This is a genomic window from Streptomyces koelreuteriae (genome assembly GCF_018604545.1).
Taxonomy (GTDB): domain Bacteria; phylum Actinomycetota; class Actinomycetes; order Streptomycetales; family Streptomycetaceae; genus Streptomyces; species Streptomyces koelreuteriae.
Map to the genome: position 1 here is coordinate 2,998,763 of NZ_CP075896.1, position 25,409 is coordinate 3,024,171.

The window sequence follows — 25,409 nt, forward strand, 5'->3', positions numbered from 1 at the left end:
TGTTCTCTCTACCTGCTTCCCGGAGGTCTGTCATGCACAGCCGTATCGGTCTCTTCCTGTCCCCCGTCCACGAGACCGGCCAGGACCCGCACCTCGCGATCCGCCGCAACCTGGACCTCGTCGAGTACGTCGACGACCTCAACTTCGACGAGGCGTGGTTCGGCGAGCACCACACGCTGGGCTGGGGCCTGGTCGGTGCGCCCGAGACGCTGATAGCCGCCGCGTCCCAGCGCACCACCCAGATCAAGCTGGCCCACGGCGTCGTACCGCTCTCCGGCCACCACCCCTTCCACGTGGCGAGCCGCGCGGTCCACCTCGACCACCTCACCCGCGGCCGGTACATCCTGGGCGTCGGCCCGGGCGTGCCCTTCGACGCGAAGATGTTCGGCCTGGAGCAGCCGGTGCAGCGCCGCCGGCTGGAGGAGGCCCTGCCGACGGTCCTGGAGCTGGTCAACGGCGACGAGCGGATCACACAGCAGACGGACTGGTTCGACCTGCGCGACGCCAAGCTCCAGCTGCCGCGCTTCAGCCCGCAGGGCATCGAGGTCGCGGTCGCGACGTCCGGCACCTCGCAGTCCAGCCCGCGCCTGATCGGCCAGTACGGGCTGAGCATGACCTCGTTCGCGCTGCCCTTCGCCCTCCTCACGCCGGGCGCCCCCGCGCACATCAACCTGGCCCACCAGTGGAAGTACGCGGAGGAGGCCGCCGCCGAGCACGGGCAGACCCTGGACCGCGACAAGTGGCGTATCGCGCTGCCGGTGCACGTGGCCGAGACCCGCGAGGAGGCGTTCGCGGACGTCCGCGAGGGCTACGACCGCTGGCTGTTCGAGTACTTCGGCAAGGCGGCCGGCCGTGAGGTCCTCAGCCCCGACGTGCCGCGCGAGAAGGCGCTGGAGGCCCGGGTCGAGGCGGGCGGCGCGCTCGTCGGCTCGGTGGACGACGTGGTCGCCGGCATCGAGCGGCTGCACGAGATCACCGGCGGCTTCGGCACGCTGCTCGTCTACGTCGCCGACTGGACGTCCTGGGAGAAGACCAACCGCAGCATGGAGCTGCTGGCCCGTCATGTCGCCCCCCGCATCAACGGCTCGGCGGCCCGGCCGCAGGAGGCCGTGGACTTCGCGATCGCCAGCCGGAAGAAGTAGCGCGAGGGGCGTCCTCGCCGAGCCCGCCGTATGCCACGTCATGTCACGCCGGGTCGGGCCGTTCCCTCGGCCCGGCCGTGCGTCTCACCCGATCGGAAAGAACTCATGCTGGAGCAACGCTCGTTCCGCGACATACTCGGCCGGTTCACCACGGGAGTGGTCCTGGTCACCGCCGACACGGCCGAAGGCCCCAAGGGCATGGCGGTCAACTCCTTCACCTCCGTCTCCCTCACCCCGCCGCTGGTCGCCCTGTGCGCCGCGGACACGTCCTCGACCTGGCCGGCGATCCGTGAGGCCGGTTCCTTCGCGGTCACGATCCTCGGCGACCGGCACGCCGAGCTGTGCCGCCTGTTCAGCACCAAGGGCGCCGACCGTTTCGCCGCGGGCGCCTGGTCCACGACCCGGGCCGGGCATCCCATCCCCGCGGACGGTCTCGGCTGGCTGGACTGCCGCATCACCACGGTCCACCCGGCGGGCGACCACGAGTTGGTCATCGCCGAGGCCCTGGAAGGCGCCCTGACAGCCCAGGAGGGCCCCCTGGTCTTCCACGCGGGCCGCTTCACGGCTCTGGCAGCGGCCTGACATCTCCTTCCGGCTACGGCCGAACGACCCTCGATGCGGGCCCATCAGGGGCACCGGGTCCGGGTCACGGAGGGGCACCGGCCCAGCAGGGGCAACGGCTCAGCAGGGGCACCGAGTCCCGTAGGGGCGCCGGGTCCAGTCGCGGGCACGGCCCTGGTCGTGGCTACGGTCCCGTTCCGGCACCGGCTCCCGCACGGGCACGGGTACCGCACGGGCACTGGTCCAGCACAGGCACCGGGTCCCACACGGACACCGGGCCCCAACCGCAAGCACGGCCCTGGTCGTGGCTACGGTCCCGTTCCGGCACCGGCTCCCGCACGGGCACGGGTACCGCACGGGCACTGGTCCAGCACAGGCACCGGGTCCCACACGGACACCGGGCCCCAACCGCAAGCACGGCCCTGGCCGTAACTACGGGTCCCTTCCCGCACCGGGCCCGGCCGCTGTACGGGCCGGGCCGCCAGGCAAGACGCGGCACCACGTCACTCACCACCCGCCGCACCCGCACCCGCACCCGCACCCGCCACCTACCCTGCCCGCCCACCACCCGCCGATCCGAGGCCACCGGCGTCCTCGGCCCGGCGAGGGGGCCCGGCCCGATGGGACGGCCCGCCGAGCCCGGGACCCGCCCCGGCCCCGACTCCGAGAACTCCGGCCCGGGACCCAACTCGACCCCGCCCCCGACTCCGAGAACTCCGCCCGGCCCGGGACCCGAATCGGCCCTGCGCCCGACAACTCCGCCCACCCCGGGACCCAACTCGACCCCGGCAGTGCCCAGCCCGGCCGGCAAGGGCCCGCCCCGGACCTGGCCCCCGCCGACCCCGGGGGTCCAGCCGACCGAGCGGCGTCGACCAAGCCCCGGACCCCGCACCACCCCGGGACCCGACTCCGCACCCCACCCGGCCCGGGACCCGGCTCCGCCCGTCAGGGTGCAGCCCGGCTTGTACGAGCCCCGGGCCTGGCCCGTCCGCCCAGGGGTCCAGCCGGCCGGGCGGCGCCGGCCCGGGACCCCGTACCGCACAGGGACCCGACTCCGCACTCCCCCTGCCCCGGCCCGGCTCGGCGGGGGCGGACCCGCCCGGGACCCGCCCCCGGGGCGCGTTCGTCGCGTCGACGCCCATGAGAAAGGCAACCCGCGTGTCCCACACCGATCCGACACCCAAGGCGCTCACCCTCCCCCGGCCGCCGGATGCCGGGCCGGAGGCCGACCTCCGCTTCGTCCGGACCGCCCCGCGTCATCTCGTCGACCGCAGTGCCGTGGCCGAGGTGCTGATCACCGACTGGCGGCGGCTGGGCCCCGACACGTTCCGGCTGGGCGCGCAGTGGCCGCGCGGGCACCACTTCTACGCGCCGATCGCGGGCGCCTGGTACGACCCCCTGCTCACAGCGGAGTCGCTACGGCAGGCCTCCGTCCTGGTCGGCCAGACGTACTACGGCGTCCCGGCGGACCATCACTTCACCATCGCCGAACTGGAGTTCGAGGTCGTACCGGGCGTCATCCTGCTCGGCACCCGCCCCGCCGAGATGCGCCTGGAGGCCGCGGCCACCGACGTCCGGGGCGCCACGGACCGTCACGGCCCCCCGACCGCGCTCACCCTGGAGGCCGACCTGCTGCGCGGCGACGACTTCGCCGGCGCGGGACGGCTGACCCTGCACGCGTCCGCCCCCCGGGACCCCGCCGCAGGGGAGGGCGGCGGGTACCCGTCCCTGCCCGACCCCGTGCCTCCCGCGATCGTGGGCCGCCTCGACGAACGCGACGTCGTCCTCGGCGTCCCCCGCTCCGCCGCCGCCCGCCGGGGCCTGAACTGGGACCTGCGGATCGACCCCGGCCACCCGGTGCTCTTCGACCACCCCACCCACGAGATCCCCGGCATGGTGCTCCTGGAGGCCGCCCGCCAGGCCGTACAGGCGGCCTGCGCCCCGTACCGCGTGCTCCCCGTGGAACTGCGCAGCGCCTTCCACTTCCCCCTGGCCCTGGGCCTCCCCTGCCGTGTCTCCGCGACCAGGCTCCCCGCGCAGGACGCGAGCGAGGACGCCGCGATCCGGGTCACCGCGTGGCAGTCCGGACGGCTGGCCTTCGACAGCCTCGTGGTGGCCAGCCTGTGCGACTGAAGGGGGACAGGAGAATTCTTCAGGACACTCCTAGGGGGTGGCGCGGCCGTCGTTCCCGTCCGGCTTCGGCTCGGCCAGTTGTGCCGTGCAGTACGCCGTGACGTTCCGCGCACCGCCCGCCGCCGCCACGAGACGCTGCCAGACCATCGCGTTCATGACCCGGCCGTTTCCCCCGACCGTCCGATAGTCGCGGCAGTCGTCCTCGGTGGCCGGGGCGGGGGCCGGGGGACCGTCGTCCGCCGGGAACCCCGCCGCGCCGATCACGCCCATGACGACACCGACCAGCACGAGACCGCCGAACAGCACGGAGAGCGCCGTCCGTAGAGACCGCCCCGGGGACCGCCGTTCCCGGGGCTCCCCGTCGCCCCGGCGGCGGGCACGGGTCCGGTGGTCCCCGGCGTCCCGCGCGGCGCGGAACGCGGCCACGGCCCGCTGCTCGGCCTCGGCGTCGACTCCGTCCCGGACGAGGGAGGCGACGATCAGCGCCTCGACCTCGGCGTCGAGCAGGGCGGGACGGGCACCACGGCCGGCGGCACGGCCGGGAGGCCCGCCGCCGCTCTGCCGTTCACCCATGCCCGACACCCATGTCCCATCCCGTCCCTGCTCGGTTCCCGCTCGGTCCCGCTCGACCCACTCGCCCGCACGGCCGCACGCCCGCACCGCCGCCGGGCCACCAGTACGTCCCGCACGTCCGGCCTGTTCACGGCGGATCTGCCGCGCGGTCCCGTCAGCCCCGCCGGCGAAGCTGAGCTTCGTTCACGTCGACTCCCCCAGCGTCCGGGGAGCCTCATCCGTCACACCCTCCGCGCCCAACTGCCGGGCGAGGCGCCTGATCCCCCGGTAGGCGGCCGTGCGGACCGCGCCCGGCCGCTTGCCGAGGACGCGCGCGGCGGCCGGGCCGTCGAGGCCGACCACGACGCGCAGCAGCACGGCCTCGGCCTGGTCGCGGGGCAGACCGCGGACCAGCTCCAGGGCGTGCGCGGTGGACAGGGCCTCCAGCGCCTGGTCGTGCGTGCTGTGCGGCCCGGGCAGGTCCAGGACGTCCTGTTCCAGCACGGCCGGCCGGGGCCGTACCCGCTGCCGGCGCAGATGGTCCAGCGCCCGGTGCCGGGCGATGGTCGCCGTCCAGCCGCGGAAACCGGCCCCGTCGCCCTGGAACCGGCCGAGGTCCCGGGCGATCTCCAGCCAGGCGTCGGACGCCACGTCCTCCGCGTCGTCCCCGACCAGGCCGCGCAGATAGCCGAGCAGGCCGGGCTGCACCAGCCGGTAGGCGACCGCGAAGGCCGCCTCGTCTCCCTGTTGGGCGCGCGCGACGGCCGCGCCCAGTTCCCCGTCGTACGCCCGCATGTGCCGGGGCGCCGCTCCCTGACCCACGTACCCGTCCCCGTCCGTACCGAGTGCGCGCCCTCCCGTACCACGCCCCCACGCTGATCAGCGCCGGTGCGCGCGGATGTGTCACAGCGCGTCAGACGCCCGGCGGCCGACCACCGTTCGGGTCAACCCGACCCGCCGTCCTCGGGAGCGCCGGCCCGTTGAGGTTTGGGCCAAGTGACGTACCGGGGAGCTCTGTGAGGCGATGCAACCGCCCGACGAAAGGCGAGCGCCGTATGCCCTCTCCCCTCCTGCGCACCGCCGTCGCCACCGCTCTGGCCCTCGGTGCCCTCGGTCTGGCCCAGCCCGCCCGGGCCTCGTCCTCGGACGGCGTGTACACCGTCCGGGTGCCGGACGGCGATCCGCACAAACGGTCCCTCGCCCCGCGCACCACCGAGCCGTTCAGCATGGTCGGTGTCACCTGGGCGGACCCGGACGCCGCCCTGGACGGCACCGCGTATGTGCGCACCCGTTCCCGCGCGAGCGGCGAGTGGAGCGCGTGGCGGGCGCTGGACGCCGATGTGCGCATGCCCGAGAGCGGCCCCGACCGCGAACACACCGGGGTGCGCGGCGGTACCCAGCCGCTGTGGACCGGCCCTTCGGACGGCGTCCAGGTACGCGTCTCGGGCGGGCGGCTGCCCCAGGGGCTGCGTGTCGAACTGGTCGACCCCGACGGCGGGTCGGAGGCCGTGCAGACCTCGGTCGTCGAACCCGGCGTCCCCGAACCCGGCGCCTCCGAACCGGGCGCCGCCGAACCGGCCCCCGGAGCCCCGTCCCTGGCCGGCCGCCCCACCGTGACGTCGCGCTCCGCCTGGGGCGCCGACGAGTCCCTGGTGAAGGACCCGCCCACCTACACCACCGGCACCCAGGCCATGTTCGTCCACCACACGGCGGGCACCAACGACTACACCTGCGCCCAGTCGGCGTCGATCGTGCGCGGTGTGTTCCTCTACCACGTGCAGAGCAACGGCTGGAACGACATCGGCTACCACTTCCTCGTCGACAAGTGCGGAACCGTCTTCGAGGGCCGTGCGGGCGGCATCGACAAGCCCGTCCTCGGCGCGCACACCTACGGCTTCAACACCGCCACCAGCAGCGTGTCGGTGCTCGGCGACTACTCCACGGCGGCCACCAACGCCGCGGTGCGCGCGTCGGTCGCCAAGGTGGCGGCCTGGAAGCTCGGCCTGTACGGCCACGACCCGGCCGGGACCGTGGTGCTGACCTCCGGCGCCGACAACGGCAAGTACCAGGCGGGCCAGAAGGTCACGCTCAACCGCATCTCCGGGCACCGCGACGGCTCCCCGACGGAGTGCCCCGGACAGAACCTCTACAACGACCTGCCCGAGATCCGCGCCCTCGCCGCGAAGGCCGGCACGCTCGTCGCACCGCAACCGGCGACGGAACCGGAACCGGCACCCGAACCGGCCCCGGAGCCCGCACTCGAGCCGGACTGGGAAGGGGACCTCGCCGAGCTGGGCATCGAGGGCGTGTTCGCCCGCTGACGCTACCGCCGGGGCGCCGTACCCACCGCGTCCCGGCACAGCAGCCGCAGCGATCCCTGACCGCCGTAGCAGCGGCGGGCCTCGTCGATCGGGTCCCAGAGGCGCCCGTCGGGGGTGCGTATCCAGTGGTCGCCGCCGGTGGCCCACCACTCGGCCCCGGTCTGCCGTGCCATCACCTCACCGGCATAGGCCCCGAATCCGCGCAGCACCTCCTCCACGGCCGCGTACGGCGCTCCCTCCCGCCGTATGCCTTCGATCATCCGGTCGATGCTCCACAGGCTCTGTGCCGAGTAGTCGAGGCGCAGTCGGGCTCCCTCGCGCATCGTCGCCACTGTGTCCGCCGCCCACCGCAGCGGCTTCGCAGCCGCGGATGGCCTGGTCTCCGCTTGAGTCGTCACACCCCTTCAATGCGCTGCCGGGCGGTGTTTCGTCACGCGAAATCGGCGACTTCCCTGAAGTGGCGCAGGACCGCCCCACCTCGGCCTTACGACAGTCACAGGACTCTTTCAGGAACGAGGTTTAGCCCTGCTGCCGGATCCGGCGGGAGACCACCGCGCGCAGCACCCGGCGGCCCTCCGTCGAGACCTCCAGCGCCCGCCGCAGCCCGGCCGGACCGTGTCCGGCCAGGACCTCGAGGACGGTGACCTGGCGGCGCAGTTCGGCGGCGACGAGCGGCGACATGCCCTCCGTACGGCCCTGGCGGCGGGTGTCGACCGAGGAGGCCTCGTCCGGGGCGGTGTCCAGGAGGCGGTGGATCTGGAGGGAGGCGACGGAGCAGGCGTCGGCCCACACCCGCACCTCGGCGGCGGACCGCTCGGCGGGAGCGGCCTCGAGCATCCGGTGGGCGAGCGCGACCGCCTCGTCCCCGTCGCCCGCGGCGTCCAGCTTCCCGCGCGCCTGCTCAAGACCGTCACCCCAGTCGCCGGCACCGGCGTCATCGGTGAGGCTCGCCCACAGCGGCCGCAGGATCTCGTCGTCGCCGCCCAGCAGGGGCACGCACCGATCCAAACAAGCCAGCCCGCTCGCGGCCAGCCCGCGTTCGTCGGCCTGTGCGATCAACTCCACCAGGCTCATCCACGCCTCCCTCCGCGGGCCTTTTCCAGGGCCCTACCAGGCCGCTACCAGCCCTCACCCTCACGGAACCCGCACTTCCCCTTACTGCGCGCAACAGCCTCGGAGTGTCACAGGGGTACCACGCCCAGTCGGTCGAGGAAGCGGAAAAAGAGATTTTCGGCCAGAGGATCGGGGTCTGAAGTCAGTACGTCCACCAGGGCGTCGGCGTTCACTTCGTGTCCCGCCTCGGCGGCCCAGCGCACCGCGCGCTCGGCGGCGTCGCCCGGTTCGAGGAAGTAGTCCTCCAGCGTGAGGCCCTCCCGGTCCGCGCCTAAGTAACCGGCCATCGCGGCCCGCGCGAGGCAGGTCGTCCACGCCCCGCTCTGAGGCGCCGCGGCCTCCAGCACCACGCACTCGCTGTTCATGACGTACCCGAAGAGCGCGGGCGCCCCGGTCTCCCGGGCGAGGTCGTTCATGTTCCCGATGTCGCCCTCGCCGCTCGGGTACTCCCACAACTGCCATCCGCCGGGCGCCGAGGCATGCGGCGTCATACCGCCCTCGGCCCCCGGCAGCGCGGCCAGCTCCCCCAGCGGCTGCTCCGCTCTGCCCACGACGAAGTAACCCCAGTAGCCCATGTTCCGGTTCCCCCCGGCATATTCGCTTCGACTCGCGTCAGTAGACCACCACAGTCGTACGGGAGTTCGCAGCCGTATGGGCCAATTCGTGCGGAGTCAGCCGAGCCTGTCCGCCAGCGTCCGGAACTCCGCCCAGGACAGTTCGGGCCTGTCCGGGTCCCACAGCTTCTGGACGGTCGCCCGCAGCGGCATCCGGATCCCGTCCGCCACCTGGTCCTGCGTCTGCGAGTTCGCGAGGTCGCACCAGACGGCGAAGTTCCCGCCGAGGATCTGGCCGTCGTAGCGCTCCGGCACGGCCGCGGTGCCGCGCAGCACCCGTGGTGTCCACTGCTCGTAGATCCGCTGCCCCGTCGGATAGACGAAGGTCTGCGGCTCGCCGAGCACGTAGTACAGGTACTCGTCGTTGTAGTTGATCACCTTGCGGCCGGCCTCCAGGTACTCCAGGGGCTCCCGGGCGCCGATCTCCTTGCCGGTCCAGTAGGCGACCTGGATGTCCTTGTCGGGCTCGACGGACGTGCCGCGGAAGAAGCCGTCGTTCCAGGCGCGCGGGGTGCGGTCGTTCTCGCGGACGGTGGCGGCCCGGTCGTTGAGCCAGCCGGTGGTGAGGTCGGCGACCGTGGCACCGGAGCCGTACTTCTTCTGCGCCGCTGCGGCCAGCTGCGGGAACGCCGCCTCCGGGTCGGAGCGGACCAGCGCCTGGTACTCGTCGGCCCCGAGGTGCCAGGGCTTGCCGGGGAAGAGCTCCGCGTACTCGTTCAGCAGCTCGTCGACGATCTCGGCGCTCTCGGGCTTGGAGATGTCGATGGCGCCCTGCACCGCCGACCCCTGCGCGGTGCGCAGCTGCAGGTCGGGGTGGGCGCGCAGGACCGCGCCCAGGTGCCCGGGCGAGTCGATCTCGGGCACGACGGTGATGTGCCGGCTCTCCGCGAGGTCGATGATCTTCCGCACCTGCGCCTTGGTCAGATGCGGCTGGGACACGATCTCCGGCTGCGTGTCGGACTCGATCCGGAAGCCCTGGTCGTCGGAGAAGTGCAGGCCGAGCTGGTTGAACTTCAGATCACCCAGCTCCCGGACCCGGTCCTCGATCCAGCCGGCCGTGAAGGGCTTGCGCGCGATGTCCAGCATGAAGCCGCGCTGCGGCTTGGCCGGCTCGTCCCGCACCACGCCCTCGGGCGCCGTCCCGCCGTCGTGCGTCTCCTGCTTGAGCGTGCGGGTGCCGTAGAAGACGCCCGCGTCGGTGGGCCCGGTGATCTCCGTACGCCCCTCGCGCACGGTCATGACGTACGACTCCGGGTTCGCCTTCTTGTCGCCGCCGAGCGCCAGCCGCAGGTCCCCGGCGCGCCGGTCGCCCTTCTCGCCCGCGTAGCTCATCCCCAGCTCACCGGCGACCAGCCGCCCCTCGTCGGCCAGGGAGGCGTCGTCCACGACCACGCGGTTGCCGCTCTCCGGCTTCCAGCCCGGGCCGCGCGCCGGCTCGTGGTCGCGCACGGAGGGAATCGTCCGAGGCGCCTTCGACAGGGCGTACGAGCGGCTCGGGCTGGGGCTGCTCTCCGGCGTGGTGCCGCGCGGGGCGGCGGCGGTCCGGCCGTCGGAGGGTCTGGCCTCGGCCCCGGTGGACCCGCCGTCGCCGTCCGAGGCCGCCCAGAGCCCCAGACTCACCCCGGCCGCGATCACGACCAGTGCGACGGCCATGGCCACGACCAGCACTGGCCGTGATTTCACCTGCTTCGCCGTACCCCGGCGCCTGTGCTGACTCACACGGCCAACCTAAAACCCCACGGCGCGTGGCGCGCGTCCACCACACGTTCCGAAACTCTCTCGCCCGGGTGAAATTCGGGCATCCGTCGGACACGTCTCGGTCGCACTCGATAGCGTGACGTCACATCTCTCACACCTTGCCCTGCCGACACACGTGAAGCCCACGAGGACCCACGCTGCCCGCCCACCGTCTCCCAGATCTCCCCGGCCGAGCCGCCATACCGGTGGAGCATGTCAACGCGGCCTCCGCTCCGGAGCTGGAGCGGACTCTCCTCACCTGCCTGCGCAGCCCCCGCTGGTCCCGGCGTGTCGCGGAACACCGCCCCTATCCGGACCTGGCCTCCCTGCTCGCCGCCTCCGACGAGGCGGCCTACGACCTGGCCTGGCCCGACCTCACGGAAGCCCTGGCGGCCGAGCCCCTGCCCGCCCTCGCCCCGGACACCTACGCCGTCGCGCACACGGCCCTCAGCGCGGCCTACGCCGCCTACGAGGCCCGCTTCGGCCATGTGTTCGTCATCTGCCTGGACGGCCTGACCCCGGACGAGACCCTGGACCACCTCCTGCAAGCCATCCGGTCACGATTGACCAACGATCCCGAAGAGGAGCGAGCGGTGGTGGCAGACGAGCTGCGGCGCCTGGCAACGGAGCGGCTGATCGACACCCTCAGGGGCGCGGGGCTGTAGTCGATGTGCGGCTACCGCCGCGTGGGCGCGACAAGCCACAACGGCGCCGCACCCGGCAGATAACGGGAAATCACACCCCAGAAGCCGCAGACACTAGCCCGTAAGCATGCCAGTTTGATCACACAGCCAGACCCCCGCTAAGCCCAGCGACAACGCATCGCTACGATGCTGGGGGCCGGTGGACCGTACCCGGCCGGGCCCGACCGACACACCAAGCCGGCGCGGCCCCAATCCCCGCTCCCGGAGGAAACTTCCGTGCCGGCTGGAACGCTGTACCGCGGCCGGGAAGGAATGTGGTCCTGGGTGGCTCATCGAGTCACCGGCGTCCTCATCTTCTTCTTCCTGTTCGTTCACGTGCTGGACACCGCTCTCGTCCGCGTGTCCCCTGAGGCCTACGACACCGTCGTGGCCACGTACAAGACGCCGATCGTCGCGCTGCTGGAGTACGGCCTCGTCGCCGCCATCCTCTTCCACGCGCTCAACGGTCTGCGCGTCATCGCCGTCGACTTCTGGACCAAGGGCGCTCGCTACCAGAAGCAGATGCTCTGGACCGTCGTAGCCCTGTGGGCCGTGCTGATGCTCGGGGCGATCTACCCCGTCCTCGGCCACGCCGCTCGTGAACTGTTCGGGAGCTGACGCCAATGTCCACGACTGAGAAGACCGCTGCGGGCGTCGGCCCCGTCGAGGGCGACGTCTACACCGTCGACAACCCGGCCCCCTTCATCGAGGCCCCGCGCAAGCGCACCAAGAAGACCCCGAAGTCCACGCGGGGCAACTTCGAGCTGGCCGCCTGGCTGTTCATGCGCCTGTCCGGCGTGGTGCTGGTCGTGCTGGTCATCGGCCACCTGGTGATCCAGCTCGTGCTGGACGGCGGTGTGTCGAAGATCGGCTTCGCCTTCGTGGCGGGCCGCTGGGCGAGCCCCTTCTGGCAGGTCTGGGACCTGCTGATGCTGTGGCTCGCGATGCTGCACGGCGCCAACGGCCTGCGCACGGTCATCAACGACTACGCGGAGCGCGCGAACACCCGGCTGTGGCTCAAGGGCCTGCTCTACACCGCCACGGTGTTCACCATCCTGCTGGGCACGCTGGTGATCTTCACCTTCGACCCGAACATCCGCTAGGCACGGGGCTGCGAGAATCATGAAGATCCACAAGTACGACACCGTCATCGTCGGCGCCGGTGGCGCGGGCATGCGCGCCGCCATCGAGTCGACGAAGCGCAGCCGCACCGCGGTCCTGACGAAGCTGTACCCCACCCGCTCCCACACGGGCGCCGCGCAGGGCGGCATGGCCGCCGCGCTGGCCAACGTGGAGGAGGACAACTGGGAGTGGCACACCTTCGACACGGTCAAGGGTGGTGACTACCTGGTCGACCAGGACGCCGCCGAGATCCTGGCGAAGGAGGCCATCGACTCCGTCCTCGACCTGGAGAAGATGGGCCTGCCGTTCAACCGCACGCCGAACGGCACCATCGACCAGCGCCGCTTCGGCGGTCACAGCCGTAACCACGGCGAGGCCCCGGTCCGCCGCTCCTGCTACGCGGCCGACCGCACCGGCCACATGATCCTCCAGACGCTGTACCAGAACTGCGTCAAGGAGGGCGTGGAGTTCTACAACGAGTTCTACGTCCTGGACCAGCTGATCACCGAGGTCGACGGCGTCAAGAAGTCGGCCGGTGTGGTGGCGTACGAGCTCGCCACCGGCGAGATCCACGTCTTCCAGGCGAAGTCCGTGGTCTACGCGTCCGGCGGCTGCGGCAAGTTCTTCAAGGTGACGTCCAACGCGCACACCCTGACCGGTGACGGCCAGGCGGCGGTCTACCGCCGGGGTCTGCCGCTGGAGGACATGGAGTTCTTCCAGTTCCACCCGACCGGCATCTGGCGCATGGGCATCCTGCTGACGGAGGGCGCCCGCGGTGAGGGCGGCATCCTCCGCAACAAGGACGGCGAGCGCTTCATGGAGAAGTACGCGCCGGTCATGAAGGACCTCGCGTCCCGTGACGTCGTCTCCCGCTCCATCTACACGGAGATCCGGGAAGGCCGCGGCTGCGGCCCCGAGGGCGACCACGTCTACCTGGACCTGACGCACCTCCCGCCGGAGCAGCTGGACGCGAAGCTCCCGGACATCACGGAGTTCGCCCGCACCTACCTCGGCATCGAGCCCTACACGGACCCGATCCCGATCCAGCCCACCGCGCACTACGTCATGGGCGGCATCCCGACGAACGTCGAGGGTGAGGTCCTGTCGGACAACACCACCGTCGTCCCGGGCCTGTACGCGGCCGGCGAGGTCGCCTGTGTGTCCGTGCACGGCGCCAACCGCCTCGGCACCAACTCGCTGCTGGACATCAACGTGTTCGGCAAGCGCGCGGGCATCGCCGCCGCCGAGTACGCGCAGACGGCGGAGTTCGTCGAGCTGCCGGAGAACCCGGCGGAGCTCGTGGTCGAGCAGGTGGAGCGCCTGCGCGACTCCACCGGCACCGAGCGTGTGACGGCGATCCGCCGCGAACTGCAGGAGACCATGGACGCCAACGTCATGGTGTTCCGCACCGAGCAGACGATCAAGACGGCGGTCGAGAAGATCGCGGAGCTGCGCGAGCGGTTCAAGAACGTGTCGATCCAGGACAAGGGCAAGCGGTTCAACACGGACCTGCTGGAGGCCATCGAGCTGGGCAACCTGCTGGACCTCGCCGAGGTCATGGCGGTCTCCGCGCTCGCCCGCAAGGAGTCCCGCGGCGGTCACTACCGCGAGGACTACCCGAACCGCGACGACGTCAACTTCATGCGGCACACCATGGCGTACCGCGAGGTCGGCGCCGACGGTTCCGAAACCGTCCGTCTCGACTACAAGCCGGTCGTCCAGACCCGCTACCAGCCGATGGAGCGTAAGTACTGATGGCTACCCCTGTTGTGGACAAGGCGGAAGCGGCCGGCCAGCCCGAGCCCGGCTTCGCCGACTCCCCCTACATCACCGTCACCTTCCGGGTCCGCCGCTTCAACCCGGAGGTCTCGGCCGAGGCGACCTGGGAAGACTTCCAGCTGGAGATCGACCCCAAGGAGCGCGTCCTCGATGCCCTCCACAAGATCAAGTGGGACGTCGACGGCACGCTGACGTTCCGCCGCTCCTGCGCGCACGGCATCTGCGGCTCCGACGCCATGCGGATCAACGGCAAGAACCGCCTCGCGTGCAAGACGCTGATCAAGGACATCAACCCCGAGAAGCCGATCACGGTCGAGGCCATCAAGGGCCTGACGGTCCTGAAGGACCTCGTGGTCGACATGGAGCCGTTCTTCCAGGCGTACCGCGACGTCATGCCCTTCCTCATCACGAAGGACACGAACGAGCCGACGCGTGAGCGCCTTCAGTCGGCCGAGGACCGCGAGCGCTTCGACGACACCACGAAGTGCATCCTCTGCGCGGCCTGCACCACGTCGTGCCCGGTCTTCTGGAACGACGGCCAGTACTTCGGCCCGGCGGCCATCGTCAACGCGCACCGCTTCATCTTCGACTCGCGCGACGAGGCCGGAGAGCAGCGCCTGGAGGTCCTCAACGACCGCGACGGCGTCTGGCGCTGCCGCACGACCTTCAACTGCACGGACGCCTGCCCGCGCGGCATCGAGGTCACCAAGGCGATCGCGGAGGTGAAGCGAGCGCTGATCACGCGCCGCTTCTGAGTTCGCGTTCCGCAGTCCTTCGAGGGCCCCGTTTCCGCTGGGAACGGGGCCCTCGGGCATATGCCACACCATCGGGTGAAGGAGGCCGAGAGCGACGCTCGGGGGGCGTCCGACCTACGATGATGCTCTCGACACCAGCCACGGGAGGCACCTGATGTCCGCTGCAGCCGTCGAGCGGCCTTACGGAAGGCGTCCGCTGATCACGGAGGCCAACCGGCTCATGGAGCGCAACCCGGGCTACCGAGTCGAGATCATCGGAGGCCAGATCCTCGCGTCTCCACCTCCCGACGGTTCGCACGCGGTGGCCCTGACCGACCTCATGCTGCCTTTCATGGCAGCGGGCCTTCACGGGCCGGACTCGAAGCTGGTTCAGGGCATCGGCCTCTGGCTGCCGACCGGCACGGAGGACTACGCGATTCCCGATCTGTCTCTCGTGGACGGCGACATCGACGACCACCTCATCGAGAACAACTGCTACGACCCCGTCTGCTTCCGCCTGGTCCTGGAGGTCACCTCCAGCAACTACCGGACCGACCTGCGCACCAAGGTCACCGCGTACGCGGAGGCGAAGGTCCCGGTGTATGTCATCGTCGACCGCAAACACCAGCGCCTCCACGTCCTCACCGCCCCAGCCGGGGACAAGTACGAGAACCACCGTCCCCATGCCCCCGGCGAACTCGTCACGCTCCCCGACTCCATCGGCGCCGAGGTCACCCTCGATGTCGCCGCGATTCTGAAGGCGGGACAGCCGGCGACGAGCGACTGAGTCACAGCTGGCTCAGGATCGTGGGGTCCGTGATCTTCGTGTCCGCCGCCAGGAGCATCGCCTTGCTCAGGATGACCGCCAGCATGCGGTCGCCCTCGAAGGGGAGGTAGCCCGTCCCCGGGGCGGCCGGGTCGGACTTCGGGACGATGCAGAGGTACTGGTCGTTCGGGGTCATGAGGATGTTGCCCGAGCCGAGGTGGATCTTGTACGTGTGGCGTTCGCCCTTCACATGCAGGAAGCGGCCCTCCAGGGTGCAGCGGTCGGCGATGGCCAGGCGAGGTATCAGGCGCTGCAGCAGCGCGCGTCGCGTCTCGGCGCTCTGGTTCAGTTCGCCGAAGCCGTACGACGTCCAGTACTCCCGGAAGCGGCCGCCGGGGCCGCCGTCCTGCCAGGTCGGGTCGTTGCCGATGCTGGCGACGCCGACGAACAGGTCGACGTCGCGCAGGACTTCGGAGAGGACCAGGGGCGGGATGTCCGCCAGGGGGAGCGGGTCGACGGGGTCCTGGCCGTCGCGGAGCCACATGCCGTACTCGCCGCCGGAGCAGTGCGCCGAGTTCTGCGGGGCGTCGATCGGATAGAAGCGGACCTGGTCGGTGCGCAGGCGCAGATAGCTGCCGGAGTCGGTGGTGTCGACGCCGTAGTCCTCGCCGTCGCCCTCGATCCAGTACTCGGCGCGCAGGCCCCACTGGGGCAGCTCGCGGGTGGCGGGCGGGGCCGAGTCGTCGACGCACAGGCGGAGCTTGTTGCGCCAGCCGCGGACGGCGGCCAGGGAGTGGAACTGGTGCTGGCGCAGGATGTGGGCGGCGAAGCGGTTGGAGTAGCTGCCGGTGGTGCGCTCGGCGTCCGTGAGCAGGTAGATCTCGCGGTGGGCCTGTTTGAACGGCTGGGTGACGGCGTGCCGTTCCAGCCAGTCGCGCCAGGCGACGATCTCGGCGGGTTCATGGCCGGCCGGGTGCCAGAGTTCGACCCGCGTGCCCTGAGTGAGGGGGTCGTCGGTCAGTGTCCGCAGCTCGCCGTCCGCGAATCCGGCCGTCGTACCGTCGACGGTCCACAGCAGGCGGCGGGCCAGGGTGCCGACCAGCGGATGGTCGAGGTAGCGCTCGCGCCAGGTGGTGTACGACCAGGTGCGGCGGGCCAGGAACTGGCGGTCCAGGCGCTCGCTCTGCGCGGAGAGCATCTTGTCGATGTCCTTGAGCCCGGCCTTCAGCTCCTTGAGCTCCTCGGCGTGGTCGCGCTTCACCGCGGCGGGCACGCTCTTGACGGGCTTGCCCGCGGCGTTGCGCCAGCCGAGCACGGCCCGGGTGCCCTGGACCTCCAGCAGCGCGGTCACCTCGCCGAAGCGGTGCTCCGCCCGGCCGACCTCTGTGAGGCCGTAGGCGGGGACCGCCAGTTCCTCGATCTCCTCGCGGCTGAGGCCGAGCGCGGTGGCCCGTGTCTCCAGGGCCGTGTCGAGGAGCTTGGCGGTGTTCTTGTACGTCACCCGGGTGGCCAGCCGGGCGAGTTCGGCGAGGGCGGCCTCGCTGTCGATGCGGGCGAGCGCGACGACGCCGGCGTTGGCGACCTTGGGATTGCGGGGTCCGAGTCCGGCGGCCTTCTTCAGCGAGGTCTCGACGAGGGCGCCGAGGGCCCGGGCCGTGTCGGGGTGGGGCGGCAGGAGGGAGAGGAGCCAGGCCAGGCCGCGCAGGGCGGTCGCGTTGTACGGGTCGTAGGCGTTGTTGATGTCCGGCTGCCACGCCTGGCGTTCCAGGAGGAGGGTGCGAGGGCGGCCGACGAGGGCGAGCCAGGAGTGGAGTCGCTCGCGGACGTCGTCGGGGCCGAGGGTGTCGAGCAGGGCGCGGGCGCCCTTGTCCCACTTGGCCGTGGGCTTGGAGGCGGTGGCCGTGAGGGCGTGCGCGAGGAGGGCCTGCCAGTCGGGGGCGGCGGCGTCGCGCATGGCCTGTTCGGCCCATTCCTCGCCGACGTTGAGGACGGGGTCGGTGAGCTGCCCGGCCAGTTCCGTGAGGTCGCCCGCGCGGTAGGCGTCCAGGGCGGCGCGGCGGACCACGGCCACGACGGGCGCGGGGAGCGGGCGTCCCGCGGCCAGTTCGGCCCGGAACAGCACGTCGAAACGGGCCGCGTACCAGAAGGACTGGTGCCGGGCCAGATCGGCCAGGGCCCGGTGGCGCTCGGCGGCCAGCGGGTCGTCGGTGAGGCCCTCGGAGACCATGCCGCACAGGGCGAGATGGCGGCAGCGGGCCTCCGTCTCGTCACCGGCCTGGCCGAAGCGGTCGGCCAGGGCGTACAGCAGGGCGCGGCGGCGCTCGGCCGGCAGCTCCCGGAGCTGGTCCAGCACCTGCTGCCAACTGCCTCCCCAGGCGCCGCGGCTGGAGTCCATGACCCGCAGCGCCTCGTCGGCGACCCGGCCCATGTCGCCGTCCTCGATCCTGTTGCGCAGCCGGTCCGTGTGCGACCGGGGCGACCGGAAGGCGCTCATCAGCTACCCACCAGGGGAACGAGCTTCAGGAAGGTGATCTCGGTACCGAGCGGCAGCTCGATCTCCTCGTCCGGGTCCGTGATCTGACGGTCCCCCACCAGCACCAGGAAGCCGTTCCCCGCGAAGGCGCGCAGGGCCAGGGCCGTCTGCGCCTCGGGGTCGATGCGGCGGGGTGTGCGCACCGCGTATCCGTTCAGCACGCGCTCGGTGTCCTCGGGCTGGACGAGCCCCTGGAACACCTTCGGCGTACGGGCGTTGAACTCCGCGACCTCCTGGAACACCCGGCGCCGGATCAACTCCCGCACGGTCAGCCGCTCCTCGGCGATCTCGAGCCCCCAGCCCGCCCGTCGCTCCCCCGCTGTCGTCTCGTCGACGAACGTCACGATTGCCATGCCGCAGACAGTACGAGGCGCCACTGACAATCACCCCGACCCCTGTGTTGAACGTGTTCAAAAAAGGGTCTACAGTCTTCCTCGACAGCGTTTTGAACGTGTTCAAGAAGGGTGGGGCAATGGACCGCACGGTCATCGCCTATGTCATCTACCTGGTGGTCAGCGTCGCGTTGACGGTCTGGGTGGCTCGCACGCTCAGTCGGAACGGGAAGGTGTTCCTGGCCGATGTGCTGCACGGCAACGAGAAGCTCGCCGATGCCGTCAACCACCTGCTGGTGGTCGGGTTCTATCTCGTCAACCTCGGGTTCGTCGCGCTGTATCTGAGCGGGGACGAGACCATCACCGACACCCGCGGGGTCTTCGAGGCCCTGTCGACGAAGCTCGGTGTGGTGCTGCTGGTGCTCGGTGTGATGCACCTGGCCAACGTCTATGTGCTGAACCGGATCCGGCGGCGGGGTGTGATGGAGCGGGAGCAGGTGCCGCCCGTGCCGCCGCAGGGCTGGGCGGCTCCGTCGGCGCGGGCCTGAGCGGAGGCCCGGGTGAACGCCACCGCACCGGTCCGCCGGCTCACCGTCCTGTACGACGCCGAGTGCTCCCTGTGCGCGTTCCTGCGCGACTGGCTCCTGCGGCAGCCGCAACTGGTGCCGCTGGAGCTGGTCCCGGCCGCCTCCGAGGAGGCCCGGCGGCGCTTTCCCGGACTCGACCACGGCGCCACCCTCGACGAGATCACCGTCGTCGGCGACGCCGGGCAGGTCTATCTGGGGCCCGCCGCCTGGATCGTCACCCTGTGGGCGCTGCGCGAGCACCGTCCGCTCGCCCACCGGCTCAGCACCCCTTCCGGTGCCCTGCTCGCCAAGGGCGCGGTGCTGGCCGCCGCGAAATGGCGCGGGTCGCAGTGGGGCGGGACGCGGTGGGGCGGCCGGGTGTACCGGCGGGCGGACGGGTGGGCGTACACCCCGGAGGCCGGCTGGACCTACACCGCGCCGGGCTGCGCCGACGGCACCTGCGCCCCTCGGTAGCCGCACCGGTGCTGACGTTAGGCTCTCTTCCCGTGTCCGCGAAGAACGACGGCCCCGACGACGGCGCCACCCCCACGAAGTCCGAACAGACCCGCGCCCTGATCCTGGAGACGGCCATGCGGCTGTTCCAGGAGCGCGGCTACGACAAGACGACGATGCGGGCCATCGCCCAGGAGGCCGGGGTCTCCGTCGGCAACGCGTACTACTACTTCGCGGGCAAGGAGCATCTGATCCAGGGCTTCTACGACCGGATCGCCGCCGAGCACCAGGTGGCGGTCCGGGAGATCCTGGACCGGGAGACCGACCTGGAGACGCGGCTCGCGGGTGTCCTGCGGACCTGGCTGGACATCGCCGCGCCCTACCACGAGTTCGCGGTGCAGTTCTTCAAGAACGCCGCCGACCCGGACAGCCCGCTCAGCCCCTTCTCCCCCGAGTCGGAGCACGCGCGCGTGGAGGCCATCAGCGTCCACAAGGAGGTGCTGGCCGGGGCGACGAAGACGAAGGTGCCCGAGGAACTGCGGGACATCCTTCCCGAGCTGATGTGGCTGTCCCAGATGGGGCTCGTCCTGTACTGGATCTTCGACCGTACGGAGGGGCGGGAGCGCAGCTACCGGCTCGCCGAGCGGGGCGCCCGGCTCACCTCGCGGGGCGTCGCCCTGGCCCGCTTCCGGGTGCTGCGGCCGCTGGTGCGGGAGGTGCACGAGCTGTTCACGGACTTCCTGCCGGGGATGACGCGGGCGATCCCGGACCCGGCGGCGCGCCGCACCGAGTCGTAGGGACCGAGTCGTAGGGCCACGCGGGGCGCCTCAGCGCCTTCATCGCCTTCAGAGCCTTGTGAGGCTCCAGAGGCGGAAGACGCCCGTGCCGTCCGAGAGGTACTGGCCGCCGCCGATGTCCTCGGTGGTGACGACGTACTCCTTCGCCTGCCACAGCGGGAGCACCGGCACGTCCCGCGCGACGGTCTGCTGCACCTCGCGGAAGTCCCGGTCGGCCTCGCCGCGGTCGGCGTAGCGCTGGCTGTCCTTGATGAGCCGGTCCACGGTCTTGCTGCTGTAGCCGGTGTTCATGGCGCTGCCGGTGCCGACGAGCGCGGCGCCGAAGGTGTCCGGGTCGGGGAAGTCGGCGACCCAGCCGACGGCGTACGCGTCGAGCTTGCCGTCCGCCCAGCGCTTCTGGAAGTCGGTCCACTCGTAGCCCTGGAGAGTGACCTTGAACAGTCCGCTCGCCTCCAGCTCCCGTTTGATCTCGGCGCCCTCCTGGGCGCCTGCGCCGCGGCCCTCGGCGTAGCCGTAGCTGATGTGGACCGGCAGGGTGACGCCGGCCTCGGTGAGCAGCCGCCGTGCCTTCTTCGCGTCCTGCTCGGGATAGTCGTCGAAGAAGGAGGCGGTGTGGCCGGTGATGCCTGCCGGGATGAGGGAGTACAGGGGGTCCACGGTGCCGTCGTAGACGGTGGCGGCCAGCCGCTCGCGGTCGATCAGCCAAGCCAGGGCCTGACGGACCTCGGGCTTGTGCAGGGGTTTGCCCGCGCGGGTGTTGAAGTACAGGTTGCGGGTCTCGGAGCCGTCCGCCTCGAAGACGCGCTGGGCCGGGTCGCTCGGGTTCAGGCCGGCGAGGACCTGGGGCGGCAGCTGGCGGGTCGCGACCTCTACCTGTCTGTCCTTCCAGGCAGTGTCGAGGGCGTCGGGGGTGTCGTAGTAGCGGAGCTCCACGGAGCGGTCGGCGCCGCCCTTGACTGCGCCCTGGTAACCGGCGTTGGGGGCGAGGACCGCCTTGGCGTTCTTCGTGTAGGAGGTGAGGGTGTAGGGGCCGGTGCCGTCGACACCGTTGTCGGTGCGCAGCTCGGCGGCCGGGTAGGCGGTGTGGTCGACGATCGAGCCGGCGCCGGTGGCCACCTTGAAGGGGAACGTCGCGTCGGGCGAGGACAGGTGGAAGGTGACGGTCAGCCGGTCGGCGTCGACGGAGCGCAGGGTGTCGAGCAGGGGCGCGGGGCCGACGGGCGACTTGATCCTCAGGATCCGGTCGAAGGAGTACTTCACGTCCTCGGCGGTCATCGTCCGGCCGCTCGGGAAGGCGAGGCCGGAGCGCAGTTCGCAGCGGTACGTCGTCAGGTCGCCGCGGGCGAACGCACAGCTCTTGGCCGCGTCCGGGACGGGGGCGGCGCCGCCCGGCGTGAAGGTGAGCAGCGACTGGAAGACGTTGCTGAACAGCGCCCAGGATCCGGCGTCGTAGGCACCGGCCGGGTCGAGCGAGGTGACGGCGTCCGTCGTGCCGACCGTGATGGTCCTGCCGTCGCTCTTGGACGGCAGGAACTGCCAGGCGCCCACGCCCGCGGCGGCCAGGACGAGCAGCCCCGCGAGTATCCGCATGCGAACCGATCGCATCGGCCTTGCCCTCCCCAGACCCTTCGGGCCCTTGTGCCGGTGCCACACCCCTTCATGGCGGCCTCACCCAATCACAGGCTTTTGCGGCCGGGGAAGGGAGATCTGGCGACTTGGGAAAGAACTTACCGATGGGCCCGATGGGCGTTTCGGTCCGGTTTCACGGCTCCGGCCGGTCCTGGGTGCTGCGTGTCTACCAAGCGTTCCAGAGCCCGTCGTGACGGTGGCGGACCGGAGGGACGTCCGCGTCGTCGAGGTCGTGGCCGGCGTGGTGCAGTCCACGGATCCGCTGCGCCGCGAGCCGCCCCTGGAGCCGGGCCCGGCGTTCGGCCGTGGCGATCTCGGCGGAGAACGAGCCCTTTCTGCAGTGGAGCTCCATCCACGGCCAGGAGGTGATCCGGTGCAGCAGCTTCGCCGGGGCGGGGCGGCGGCCTTCGCGGGTGGCCCGGGCCAGTTCGGCGTGCGCGTAGCGCAGGTCGTACAGGGACATGGACTCCGAAGGGATGTCCTGGATGCGGAGTTGCCTGGGAGTGGTGCGGACGGTTCGGGACATGGGGAGCCTCCGTAGCGTCCTCTGGGCCGGAGTGACGGGTGGTCAGGCCTGCTTCGACGCCAGTTCGATCAGGGTGATGTCCGAGGGGGCGCCGACGCGGGTGGGTGGGCCCCAGGCGCCCGCGCCGCGGGAGACGTAGAGCTGGGTGTCGCCGTAGCGTTCCAGGCCCGCGAGGGTGGGGTTGGCGGCGGAGGCGATGAGGTTGCCGGGCCAGAGCTGGCCGCCGTGGGTGTGGCCGGAGAGCTGGAGGTCGACGCCGTGTTCGACGGCGTCGTGGATCTGCACGGGCTGGTGGGCGAGCAGCACGCACGCGCGTGCGGTGTCCCGGTCGCCGAGTGCCCGGGCGAAGTCGGGGCCCTGGCCCTCCTCCTCGCCGGCGATGTCGTTGACTCCGGCCAGGTCGAAGTACGGGAGTTCCCGGCGGGCGTTCTCCAGGGGGTTGATGCCGAGGCTGCGGACCTCCTCGACCCACTGTTCGGCGCCGGAGAAGTACTCGTGGTTGCCGGTGACGAAGTAGGACCCGTGACGGGCCTTCAGCCCGGCCAGCGGGGCCGCGGCGGGGCCGAGATCCTTGACGCTGCCGTCGACCAGGTCGCCGACGACCGCGATCAGGTCGGGCTGGGTCGCGTTGATCGTGTCGACGACCGTCTGGGCGAAGCCGCGGCCCAGGACCGGGCCGAGGTGCACGTCGCTGACCACCGCGATCCGGAAGCCGTGCGCCGCGCGCGGCAGCTTGGCCAGAGGGACCGTGACCCGCCTGACCTTCGGCCCGCGCAGCACGCCGTACGTCCCGTACCCGACCGTCCCGACGGCGGCGGCCGCGGCGGCTCCGGCGACCACCCGGGAGACGAAAAGACGGCGGGAGGGGCCGGTGGGGGGAGCGGGGGTGGTGTCAGTGGTGCCGGTGAGGGTGAGGGGCTGGGGGGTGGCTTCCGGGGTCTCCGGGGTGTCCGGGGTGGGTTCCGTCCGGGGGTGGGACTCGGTGGCGGAGGCCGTCGCCCCGCCGCGGGAGGCGGCCTGTGCGGCGGCTGCCGCCGCTACGCCGGGTGCGGCGGCGCCGACACCCGTCTGCGGCGGGGCGGTCGCTTCGTCGGAGGTGGCGGGGGTGTGCGGGGTCTGCTCGGTGTTCAGGGGCGCCGCAGGCGACACCGTCGGGGCCGTCCCGGGGTCGGTCCTCGATCTGTCCCGGCATTCCAGGAACCGGCGCAGCAGGGGGCGTACGAGCTCGCCCGCCAGTACCGCCAGCAGGAGGTATATCGACAGGGCCAGCCAGAGGAAGCCCGGCCAGGCGAGGGTCTGCTGGAGCCAGAAGGGGGCGCCGGAGCGTTCGGCGACCAGGGCCGTGATCGCCAGGGCCCAGCCGCCCGCGATCAGGACCGCGCCCGCGCGGCGGGTGAGGCCCGGGCCGCGGGTCGTGTCGCGGAACAGGCGGCGCCACACGTACCAGTTGGCCGTCACGACGACGGCCAGGACCAGCAGGGCGACGAGTACGAAGACGATGGCCACGGTGTCGTGTCTCCCGATTGCCGTTATGACGTCCGGCGCAATGCGCGCAGACCACGCAACCCGATGGCGCCGACGACCGTCCCCAATACGAAGGACACGACGGCGAGCAGCAGGTGCACCCAGAAGTACGCCGTGGGATGACCGTCGTCGAAGGCGAGCCCGCTGCCGTCCTTGACAAGGTTTTTGACGAAAGTGATCCAGATGACCCAGCTCCACACCCCGAAGGCGAGCAGGAACCAGGAGACGGGGCGGCTGAGCTTCATGAGTCCAGTATCGCCAGAGCGTGTCCTGTTCCGTTCCCGGGGTGGGGGTGGAAGCGGGACTTCCCTGCGCACGGCATGTACGTTTCCGACCGTGCCCGCACCGAAGAAGACCGCCAGGCGATCCCTGCTGGTCACCACCGCCGTCCTGTCGTCCCTCGCCCTGGCCTCACCCGCCGCCGTCGCGGCCCCGAAGCCCTCGGGGAGCCCGTCGGCGAGCCCCTCGGCCACTCCCCCGGCGTCGATGTCGACCGTGGGCGGTGCCCGGCTCGGGCGGCCGGGGACGCAGGTGAACCTGGCGAGCGGGGTGCCGGTGCTGCCGAAGGACCTGAGCGCCCGCTCCTGGATCGTCTCCGACGCCGAGACCGGTGACGTGCTCGCGGCGCACAACGCGCACTGGCGGCTGGCCCCGGCGAGCACGCTGAAGATGCTGTTCGCGGACACGCTGCTGCCGAAGTTCCCGAGCACGACCCAGCACAAGGTCCTGCCCTCCGACCTGGCGGGCATCGGCTCGGGCTCCAGCATGGTCGGGATAAAGGAGGACGAGACCTACACCGTCCACGACCTGTGGCTCGGCGTCTTCCTGCGCTCCGGCAACGACGCGGTGCATGTGCTGTCCGCCATGAACAAGGGCGTCGAGAACACCGTCAAGGAGATGAACGCGCACGCCGAGGAGCTGCAGGCCCTCGACACGCATGTCGTCAGCCCGGACGGCTACGACGCGGAGGGGCAGGTGTCGTCGGCGTACGACCTGACGCTGATCGCCCGTTCCGGGCTGCAGAAGAAGGACTTCCGCGAGTACGCCTCGACGGTCAGCGCGAAGTTCCCCGGCGAGACGACGAAGGACAAGAAGGGCAAGACCGTCCGCAAGCCCTTCGAGATCCAGAACACCAACCGGCTGCTGAGCGGTGACGCGGACGTGCCCGTCTACCAGGGCATCGCGGGTGTGAAGAACGGCAACACCACCAACGCGGGTGCCACGTTCACCGGCGTCGCCGAGCGGAACGGCAAGGTGCTGCTGGTGACGGTGATGAACCCGTCGAAGGACGAGCACAACGAGGTCTACAAGGAGACCGCCCGGCTGTTCGACTGGGGGTTCAAGGCGGCCGGGAAGGTGCAGCCGGTGGGCGAGCTGGTGCCGCCGAGGAGCGCCGCGCAGGGCGCCGACCGGCCCGGCTCGAACCCCTCCGGCGAGGCCGGCGGCTCCGGCGACGGCGGCAAGGCCGGAACCGGCTCCAAGCCGGTGGCCAGCGCCTCCACCGCGGACGGCTACAGCGGCATCGGAACCGCGCTCGGCATCACCGGCGGCGTCCTGGTACTGCTCGCGGCCGGCGCCTTCCTGATCAACCGCCGCTGGCCCCTCCCGGACCTGGTCCGCCGCAGGGCCCGTTCGGGCGACGACGGCTGACGCGCGGGAGCCACCACCGCGCTGGGGAGGCACGGCACGACACCGGGGCCGGTCGGGCAGCGTCCGTCAGGACAGCCGCCCCGGCCGCCACCGCATCCGGCACCCCGCCGGCCGCCAGCGGAACCTGGTAGGCCGGCCGACC

The 25,409-nt window shown here is 71.5% G+C and carries 26 protein-coding genes; 14 read left to right on the top strand and 12 right to left on the bottom strand.

Translation table 11 applies throughout. From position 1 onward, the window contains the following. Positions 1-32: 32 nt before the first annotated feature. The 3 genes from KJK29_RS13150 (at position 33) to KJK29_RS13160 (ending at position 3,836) form a co-directional block, all read left to right on the top strand. Positions 33-1,142 carry an LLM class flavin-dependent oxidoreductase gene (locus tag KJK29_RS13150; protein WP_215119158.1) on the top strand — a complete coding sequence of 370 codons (1,110 nt, stop codon included), beginning with the start codon at positions 33-35 and terminating at the stop codon, positions 1,140-1,142. 105 nt (positions 1,143-1,247) lie between these two features. Next, entirely contained in the window at positions 1,248-1,724 is a 477-nt protein-coding gene (locus tag KJK29_RS13155; RefSeq protein WP_215119159.1) for a flavin reductase family protein, read from the top strand. A 1,137-nt stretch (positions 1,725-2,861) separates the two neighbouring features. After that, the gene (locus KJK29_RS13160) at positions 2,862-3,836 is read left to right on the top strand and encodes a ScbA/BarX family gamma-butyrolactone biosynthesis protein (protein ID WP_215119162.1); all 975 of its coding nucleotides are present in this window, start codon (positions 2,862-2,864) and stop codon (positions 3,834-3,836) included. Between the two features lie 30 nt (positions 3,837-3,866). On the opposite strand, the gene KJK29_RS13165 is transcribed toward KJK29_RS13160, so the two are convergent. Further along, positions 3,867-4,409, bottom strand: coding sequence for a hypothetical protein (locus KJK29_RS13165; protein ID WP_215119164.1), 543 nt, complete (start codon positions 4,407-4,409; stop codon positions 3,867-3,869). 183 nt (positions 4,410-4,592) lie between these two features. Continuing rightward, positions 4,593-5,210, bottom strand: coding sequence for an RNA polymerase sigma factor (locus KJK29_RS13170; protein ID WP_215119165.1), 618 nt, complete (start codon positions 5,208-5,210; stop codon positions 4,593-4,595). Between the two features lie 233 nt (positions 5,211-5,443). Between KJK29_RS13170 and KJK29_RS13175 the strand changes: the two genes are divergently transcribed. Continuing rightward, positions 5,444-6,709 carry an N-acetylmuramoyl-L-alanine amidase gene (locus tag KJK29_RS13175; RefSeq protein WP_215119166.1) on the top strand — a complete coding sequence of 422 codons (1,266 nt, stop codon included), beginning with the start codon at positions 5,444-5,446 and terminating at the stop codon, positions 6,707-6,709. Positions 6,710-6,711: 2 nt separating this feature from the next. On the opposite strand, the gene KJK29_RS13180 is transcribed toward KJK29_RS13175, so the two are convergent. From KJK29_RS13180 to KJK29_RS13195, 4 genes are all read right to left on the bottom strand, one after another. Beyond that, positions 6,712-7,107 carry a hypothetical protein gene (locus KJK29_RS13180; protein WP_215119167.1) on the bottom strand — a complete coding sequence of 132 codons (396 nt, stop codon included), beginning with the start codon at positions 7,105-7,107 and terminating at the stop codon, positions 6,712-6,714. A 121-nt stretch (positions 7,108-7,228) separates the two neighbouring features. Further along, positions 7,229-7,783 (bottom strand): hypothetical protein, encoded by a 555-nt coding sequence (locus KJK29_RS13185; protein WP_215119168.1) that lies wholly within the window; start codon positions 7,781-7,783, stop codon positions 7,229-7,231. Between the two features lie 107 nt (positions 7,784-7,890). After that, the gene (locus KJK29_RS13190) at positions 7,891-8,397 is read right to left on the bottom strand and encodes a hypothetical protein (protein WP_215119169.1); all 507 of its coding nucleotides are present in this window, start codon (positions 8,395-8,397) and stop codon (positions 7,891-7,893) included. Positions 8,398-8,493: 96 nt separating this feature from the next. Continuing rightward, on the bottom strand, positions 8,494-10,089 hold the full coding sequence (locus KJK29_RS13195) for a beta-N-acetylhexosaminidase (RefSeq protein ID WP_215124255.1): 1,596 nt from the start codon (positions 10,087-10,089) through the stop codon (positions 8,494-8,496). Between the two features lie 290 nt (positions 10,090-10,379). Here KJK29_RS13195 and KJK29_RS13200 point away from each other — a divergent pair, with 290 nt between their 5' ends. From KJK29_RS13200 to KJK29_RS13225, 6 genes are all read left to right on the top strand, one after another. Further along, positions 10,380-10,838: a 2-oxo-4-hydroxy-4-carboxy-5-ureidoimidazoline decarboxylase gene (locus KJK29_RS13200; RefSeq protein WP_215119170.1), complete on the top strand. Its 459-nt coding sequence runs from the start codon at positions 10,380-10,382 to the stop codon at positions 10,836-10,838. Between the two features lie 255 nt (positions 10,839-11,093). After that, entirely contained in the window at positions 11,094-11,474 is a 381-nt protein-coding gene (gene sdhC, locus KJK29_RS13205) for a succinate dehydrogenase, cytochrome b556 subunit (RefSeq protein WP_184591193.1), read from the top strand. 5 nt (positions 11,475-11,479) lie between these two features. After that, on the top strand, positions 11,480-11,959 hold the full coding sequence (locus KJK29_RS13210) for a succinate dehydrogenase hydrophobic membrane anchor subunit (RefSeq protein WP_215119172.1): 480 nt from the start codon (positions 11,480-11,482) through the stop codon (positions 11,957-11,959). Positions 11,960-11,978: 19 nt separating this feature from the next. Beyond that, positions 11,979-13,733, top strand: a complete 1,755-nt coding sequence (sdhA, locus tag KJK29_RS13215) for a succinate dehydrogenase flavoprotein subunit (RefSeq protein ID WP_215119175.1) — start codon at positions 11,979-11,981, stop codon at positions 13,731-13,733. After that, positions 13,733-14,512 (top strand): succinate dehydrogenase iron-sulfur subunit, encoded by a 780-nt coding sequence (locus KJK29_RS13220; RefSeq protein WP_215119176.1) that lies wholly within the window; start codon positions 13,733-13,735, stop codon positions 14,510-14,512. The genes sdhA and KJK29_RS13220 overlap by 1 nt, the downstream gene beginning before the upstream one ends. Before the next feature lie 154 nt (positions 14,513-14,666). Further along, positions 14,667-15,278, top strand: coding sequence for a Uma2 family endonuclease (locus KJK29_RS13225; RefSeq protein ID WP_215119178.1), 612 nt, complete (start codon positions 14,667-14,669; stop codon positions 15,276-15,278). 1 nt (position 15,279) lies between these two features. On the opposite strand, the gene KJK29_RS13230 is transcribed toward KJK29_RS13225, so the two are convergent. After that, positions 15,280-17,751, bottom strand: a complete 2,472-nt coding sequence (locus KJK29_RS13230; protein ID WP_215119179.1) for a DUF4132 domain-containing protein — start codon at positions 17,749-17,751, stop codon at positions 15,280-15,282. After that, the gene (locus KJK29_RS13235) at positions 17,751-18,143 is read right to left on the bottom strand and encodes a hypothetical protein (RefSeq protein ID WP_215119181.1); all 393 of its coding nucleotides are present in this window, start codon (positions 18,141-18,143) and stop codon (positions 17,751-17,753) included. The genes KJK29_RS13230 and KJK29_RS13235 overlap by 1 nt, the downstream gene beginning before the upstream one ends. Positions 18,144-18,262: 119 nt before the next feature. Between KJK29_RS13235 and KJK29_RS13240 the strand changes: the two genes are divergently transcribed. From KJK29_RS13240 to KJK29_RS13250, 3 genes are read left to right on the top strand one after another with little or no spacing between them, the layout of a single operon-like run. After that, complete coding sequence (locus tag KJK29_RS13240; RefSeq protein WP_215119183.1) at positions 18,263-18,670, top strand: hypothetical protein; 408 nt, start codon at positions 18,263-18,265, stop codon at positions 18,668-18,670. Between the two features lie 12 nt (positions 18,671-18,682). Further along, a complete protein-coding gene (locus KJK29_RS13245) occupies positions 18,683-19,162 on the top strand; it encodes a thiol-disulfide oxidoreductase DCC family protein (protein WP_215119184.1) in 480 nt (159 codons plus the stop codon). A gap of 32 nt (positions 19,163-19,194) precedes the next feature. Further along, the gene (locus KJK29_RS13250; protein WP_215119186.1) at positions 19,195-19,938 is read left to right on the top strand and encodes a TetR/AcrR family transcriptional regulator; all 744 of its coding nucleotides are present in this window, start codon (positions 19,195-19,197) and stop codon (positions 19,936-19,938) included. A 48-nt stretch (positions 19,939-19,986) separates the two neighbouring features. On the opposite strand, the gene KJK29_RS13255 is transcribed toward KJK29_RS13250, so the two are convergent. The 4 genes from KJK29_RS13255 to KJK29_RS13270 form a co-directional block, all read right to left on the bottom strand. Further along, complete coding sequence (locus KJK29_RS13255) at positions 19,987-21,543, bottom strand: ABC transporter substrate-binding protein (RefSeq protein WP_215119187.1); 1,557 nt, start codon at positions 21,541-21,543, stop codon at positions 19,987-19,989. A 190-nt stretch (positions 21,544-21,733) separates the two neighbouring features. Beyond that, entirely contained in the window at positions 21,734-22,093 is a 360-nt protein-coding gene (locus tag KJK29_RS13260; RefSeq protein ID WP_215119188.1) for a hypothetical protein, read from the bottom strand. 42 nt (positions 22,094-22,135) lie between these two features. Next, positions 22,136-23,599, bottom strand: coding sequence for a metallophosphoesterase (locus tag KJK29_RS13265; protein WP_215119190.1), 1,464 nt, complete (start codon positions 23,597-23,599; stop codon positions 22,136-22,138). 23 nt (positions 23,600-23,622) lie between these two features. Next, positions 23,623-23,862, bottom strand: a complete 240-nt coding sequence (locus KJK29_RS13270; protein ID WP_184591218.1) for an SCO4848 family membrane protein — start codon at positions 23,860-23,862, stop codon at positions 23,623-23,625. Between the two features lie 91 nt (positions 23,863-23,953). On the opposite strand from KJK29_RS13270, the gene KJK29_RS13275 reads away from it, so the two are divergent. Next, positions 23,954-25,267 carry a D-alanyl-D-alanine carboxypeptidase family protein gene (locus KJK29_RS13275; protein WP_370869135.1) on the top strand — a complete coding sequence of 438 codons (1,314 nt, stop codon included), beginning with the start codon at positions 23,954-23,956 and terminating at the stop codon, positions 25,265-25,267. The last annotated feature ends 142 nt before the right edge of the window (positions 25,268-25,409 follow it).

Excerpts from the sequence above, each read along its gene's own strand:
- KJK29_RS13150 (WP_215119158.1), top strand. The coding sequence starts at position 33 with ATGCACAGCCGTATCGGTCTCTTCCTGTCCCCCGTCCACGAGACCGGC.
- KJK29_RS13155 (WP_215119159.1), top strand. The coding sequence starts at position 1,248 with ATGCTGGAGCAACGCTCGTTCCGCGACATACTCGGCCGGTTCACCACG.
- KJK29_RS13165 (WP_215119164.1), bottom strand. The coding sequence starts at position 4,409 with ATGGGTGAACGGCAGAGCGGCGGCGGGCCTCCCGGCCGTGCCGCCGGC.
- KJK29_RS13175 (WP_215119166.1), top strand. The coding sequence starts at position 5,444 with ATGCCCTCTCCCCTCCTGCGCACCGCCGTCGCCACCGCTCTGGCCCTC.
- KJK29_RS13185 (WP_215119168.1), bottom strand. The coding sequence starts at position 7,783 with ATGAGCCTGGTGGAGTTGATCGCACAGGCCGACGAACGCGGGCTGGCC.
- KJK29_RS13190 (WP_215119169.1), bottom strand. The coding sequence starts at position 8,397 with ATGGGCTACTGGGGTTACTTCGTCGTGGGCAGAGCGGAGCAGCCGCTG.
- KJK29_RS13195 (WP_215124255.1), bottom strand. The coding sequence starts at position 10,089 with ATGGCCGTCGCACTGGTCGTGATCGCGGCCGGGGTGAGTCTGGGGCTC.
- KJK29_RS13210 (WP_215119172.1), top strand. The coding sequence starts at position 11,480 with ATGTCCACGACTGAGAAGACCGCTGCGGGCGTCGGCCCCGTCGAGGGC.
- sdhA (WP_215119175.1), top strand. The coding sequence starts at position 11,979 with ATGAAGATCCACAAGTACGACACCGTCATCGTCGGCGCCGGTGGCGCG.
- KJK29_RS13220 (WP_215119176.1), top strand. The coding sequence starts at position 13,733 with ATGGCTACCCCTGTTGTGGACAAGGCGGAAGCGGCCGGCCAGCCCGAG.
- KJK29_RS13225 (WP_215119178.1), top strand. The coding sequence starts at position 14,667 with ATGTCCGCTGCAGCCGTCGAGCGGCCTTACGGAAGGCGTCCGCTGATC.
- KJK29_RS13230 (WP_215119179.1), bottom strand. The coding sequence starts at position 17,751 with ATGAGCGCCTTCCGGTCGCCCCGGTCGCACACGGACCGGCTGCGCAAC.
- KJK29_RS13235 (WP_215119181.1), bottom strand. The coding sequence starts at position 18,143 with ATGGCAATCGTGACGTTCGTCGACGAGACGACAGCGGGGGAGCGACGG.
- KJK29_RS13240 (WP_215119183.1), top strand. The coding sequence starts at position 18,263 with ATGGACCGCACGGTCATCGCCTATGTCATCTACCTGGTGGTCAGCGTC.
- KJK29_RS13255 (WP_215119187.1), bottom strand. The coding sequence starts at position 21,543 with ATGCGATCGGTTCGCATGCGGATACTCGCGGGGCTGCTCGTCCTGGCC.
- KJK29_RS13260 (WP_215119188.1), bottom strand. The coding sequence starts at position 22,093 with ATGTCCCGAACCGTCCGCACCACTCCCAGGCAACTCCGCATCCAGGAC.
- KJK29_RS13270 (WP_184591218.1), bottom strand. The coding sequence starts at position 23,862 with ATGAAGCTCAGCCGCCCCGTCTCCTGGTTCCTGCTCGCCTTCGGGGTG.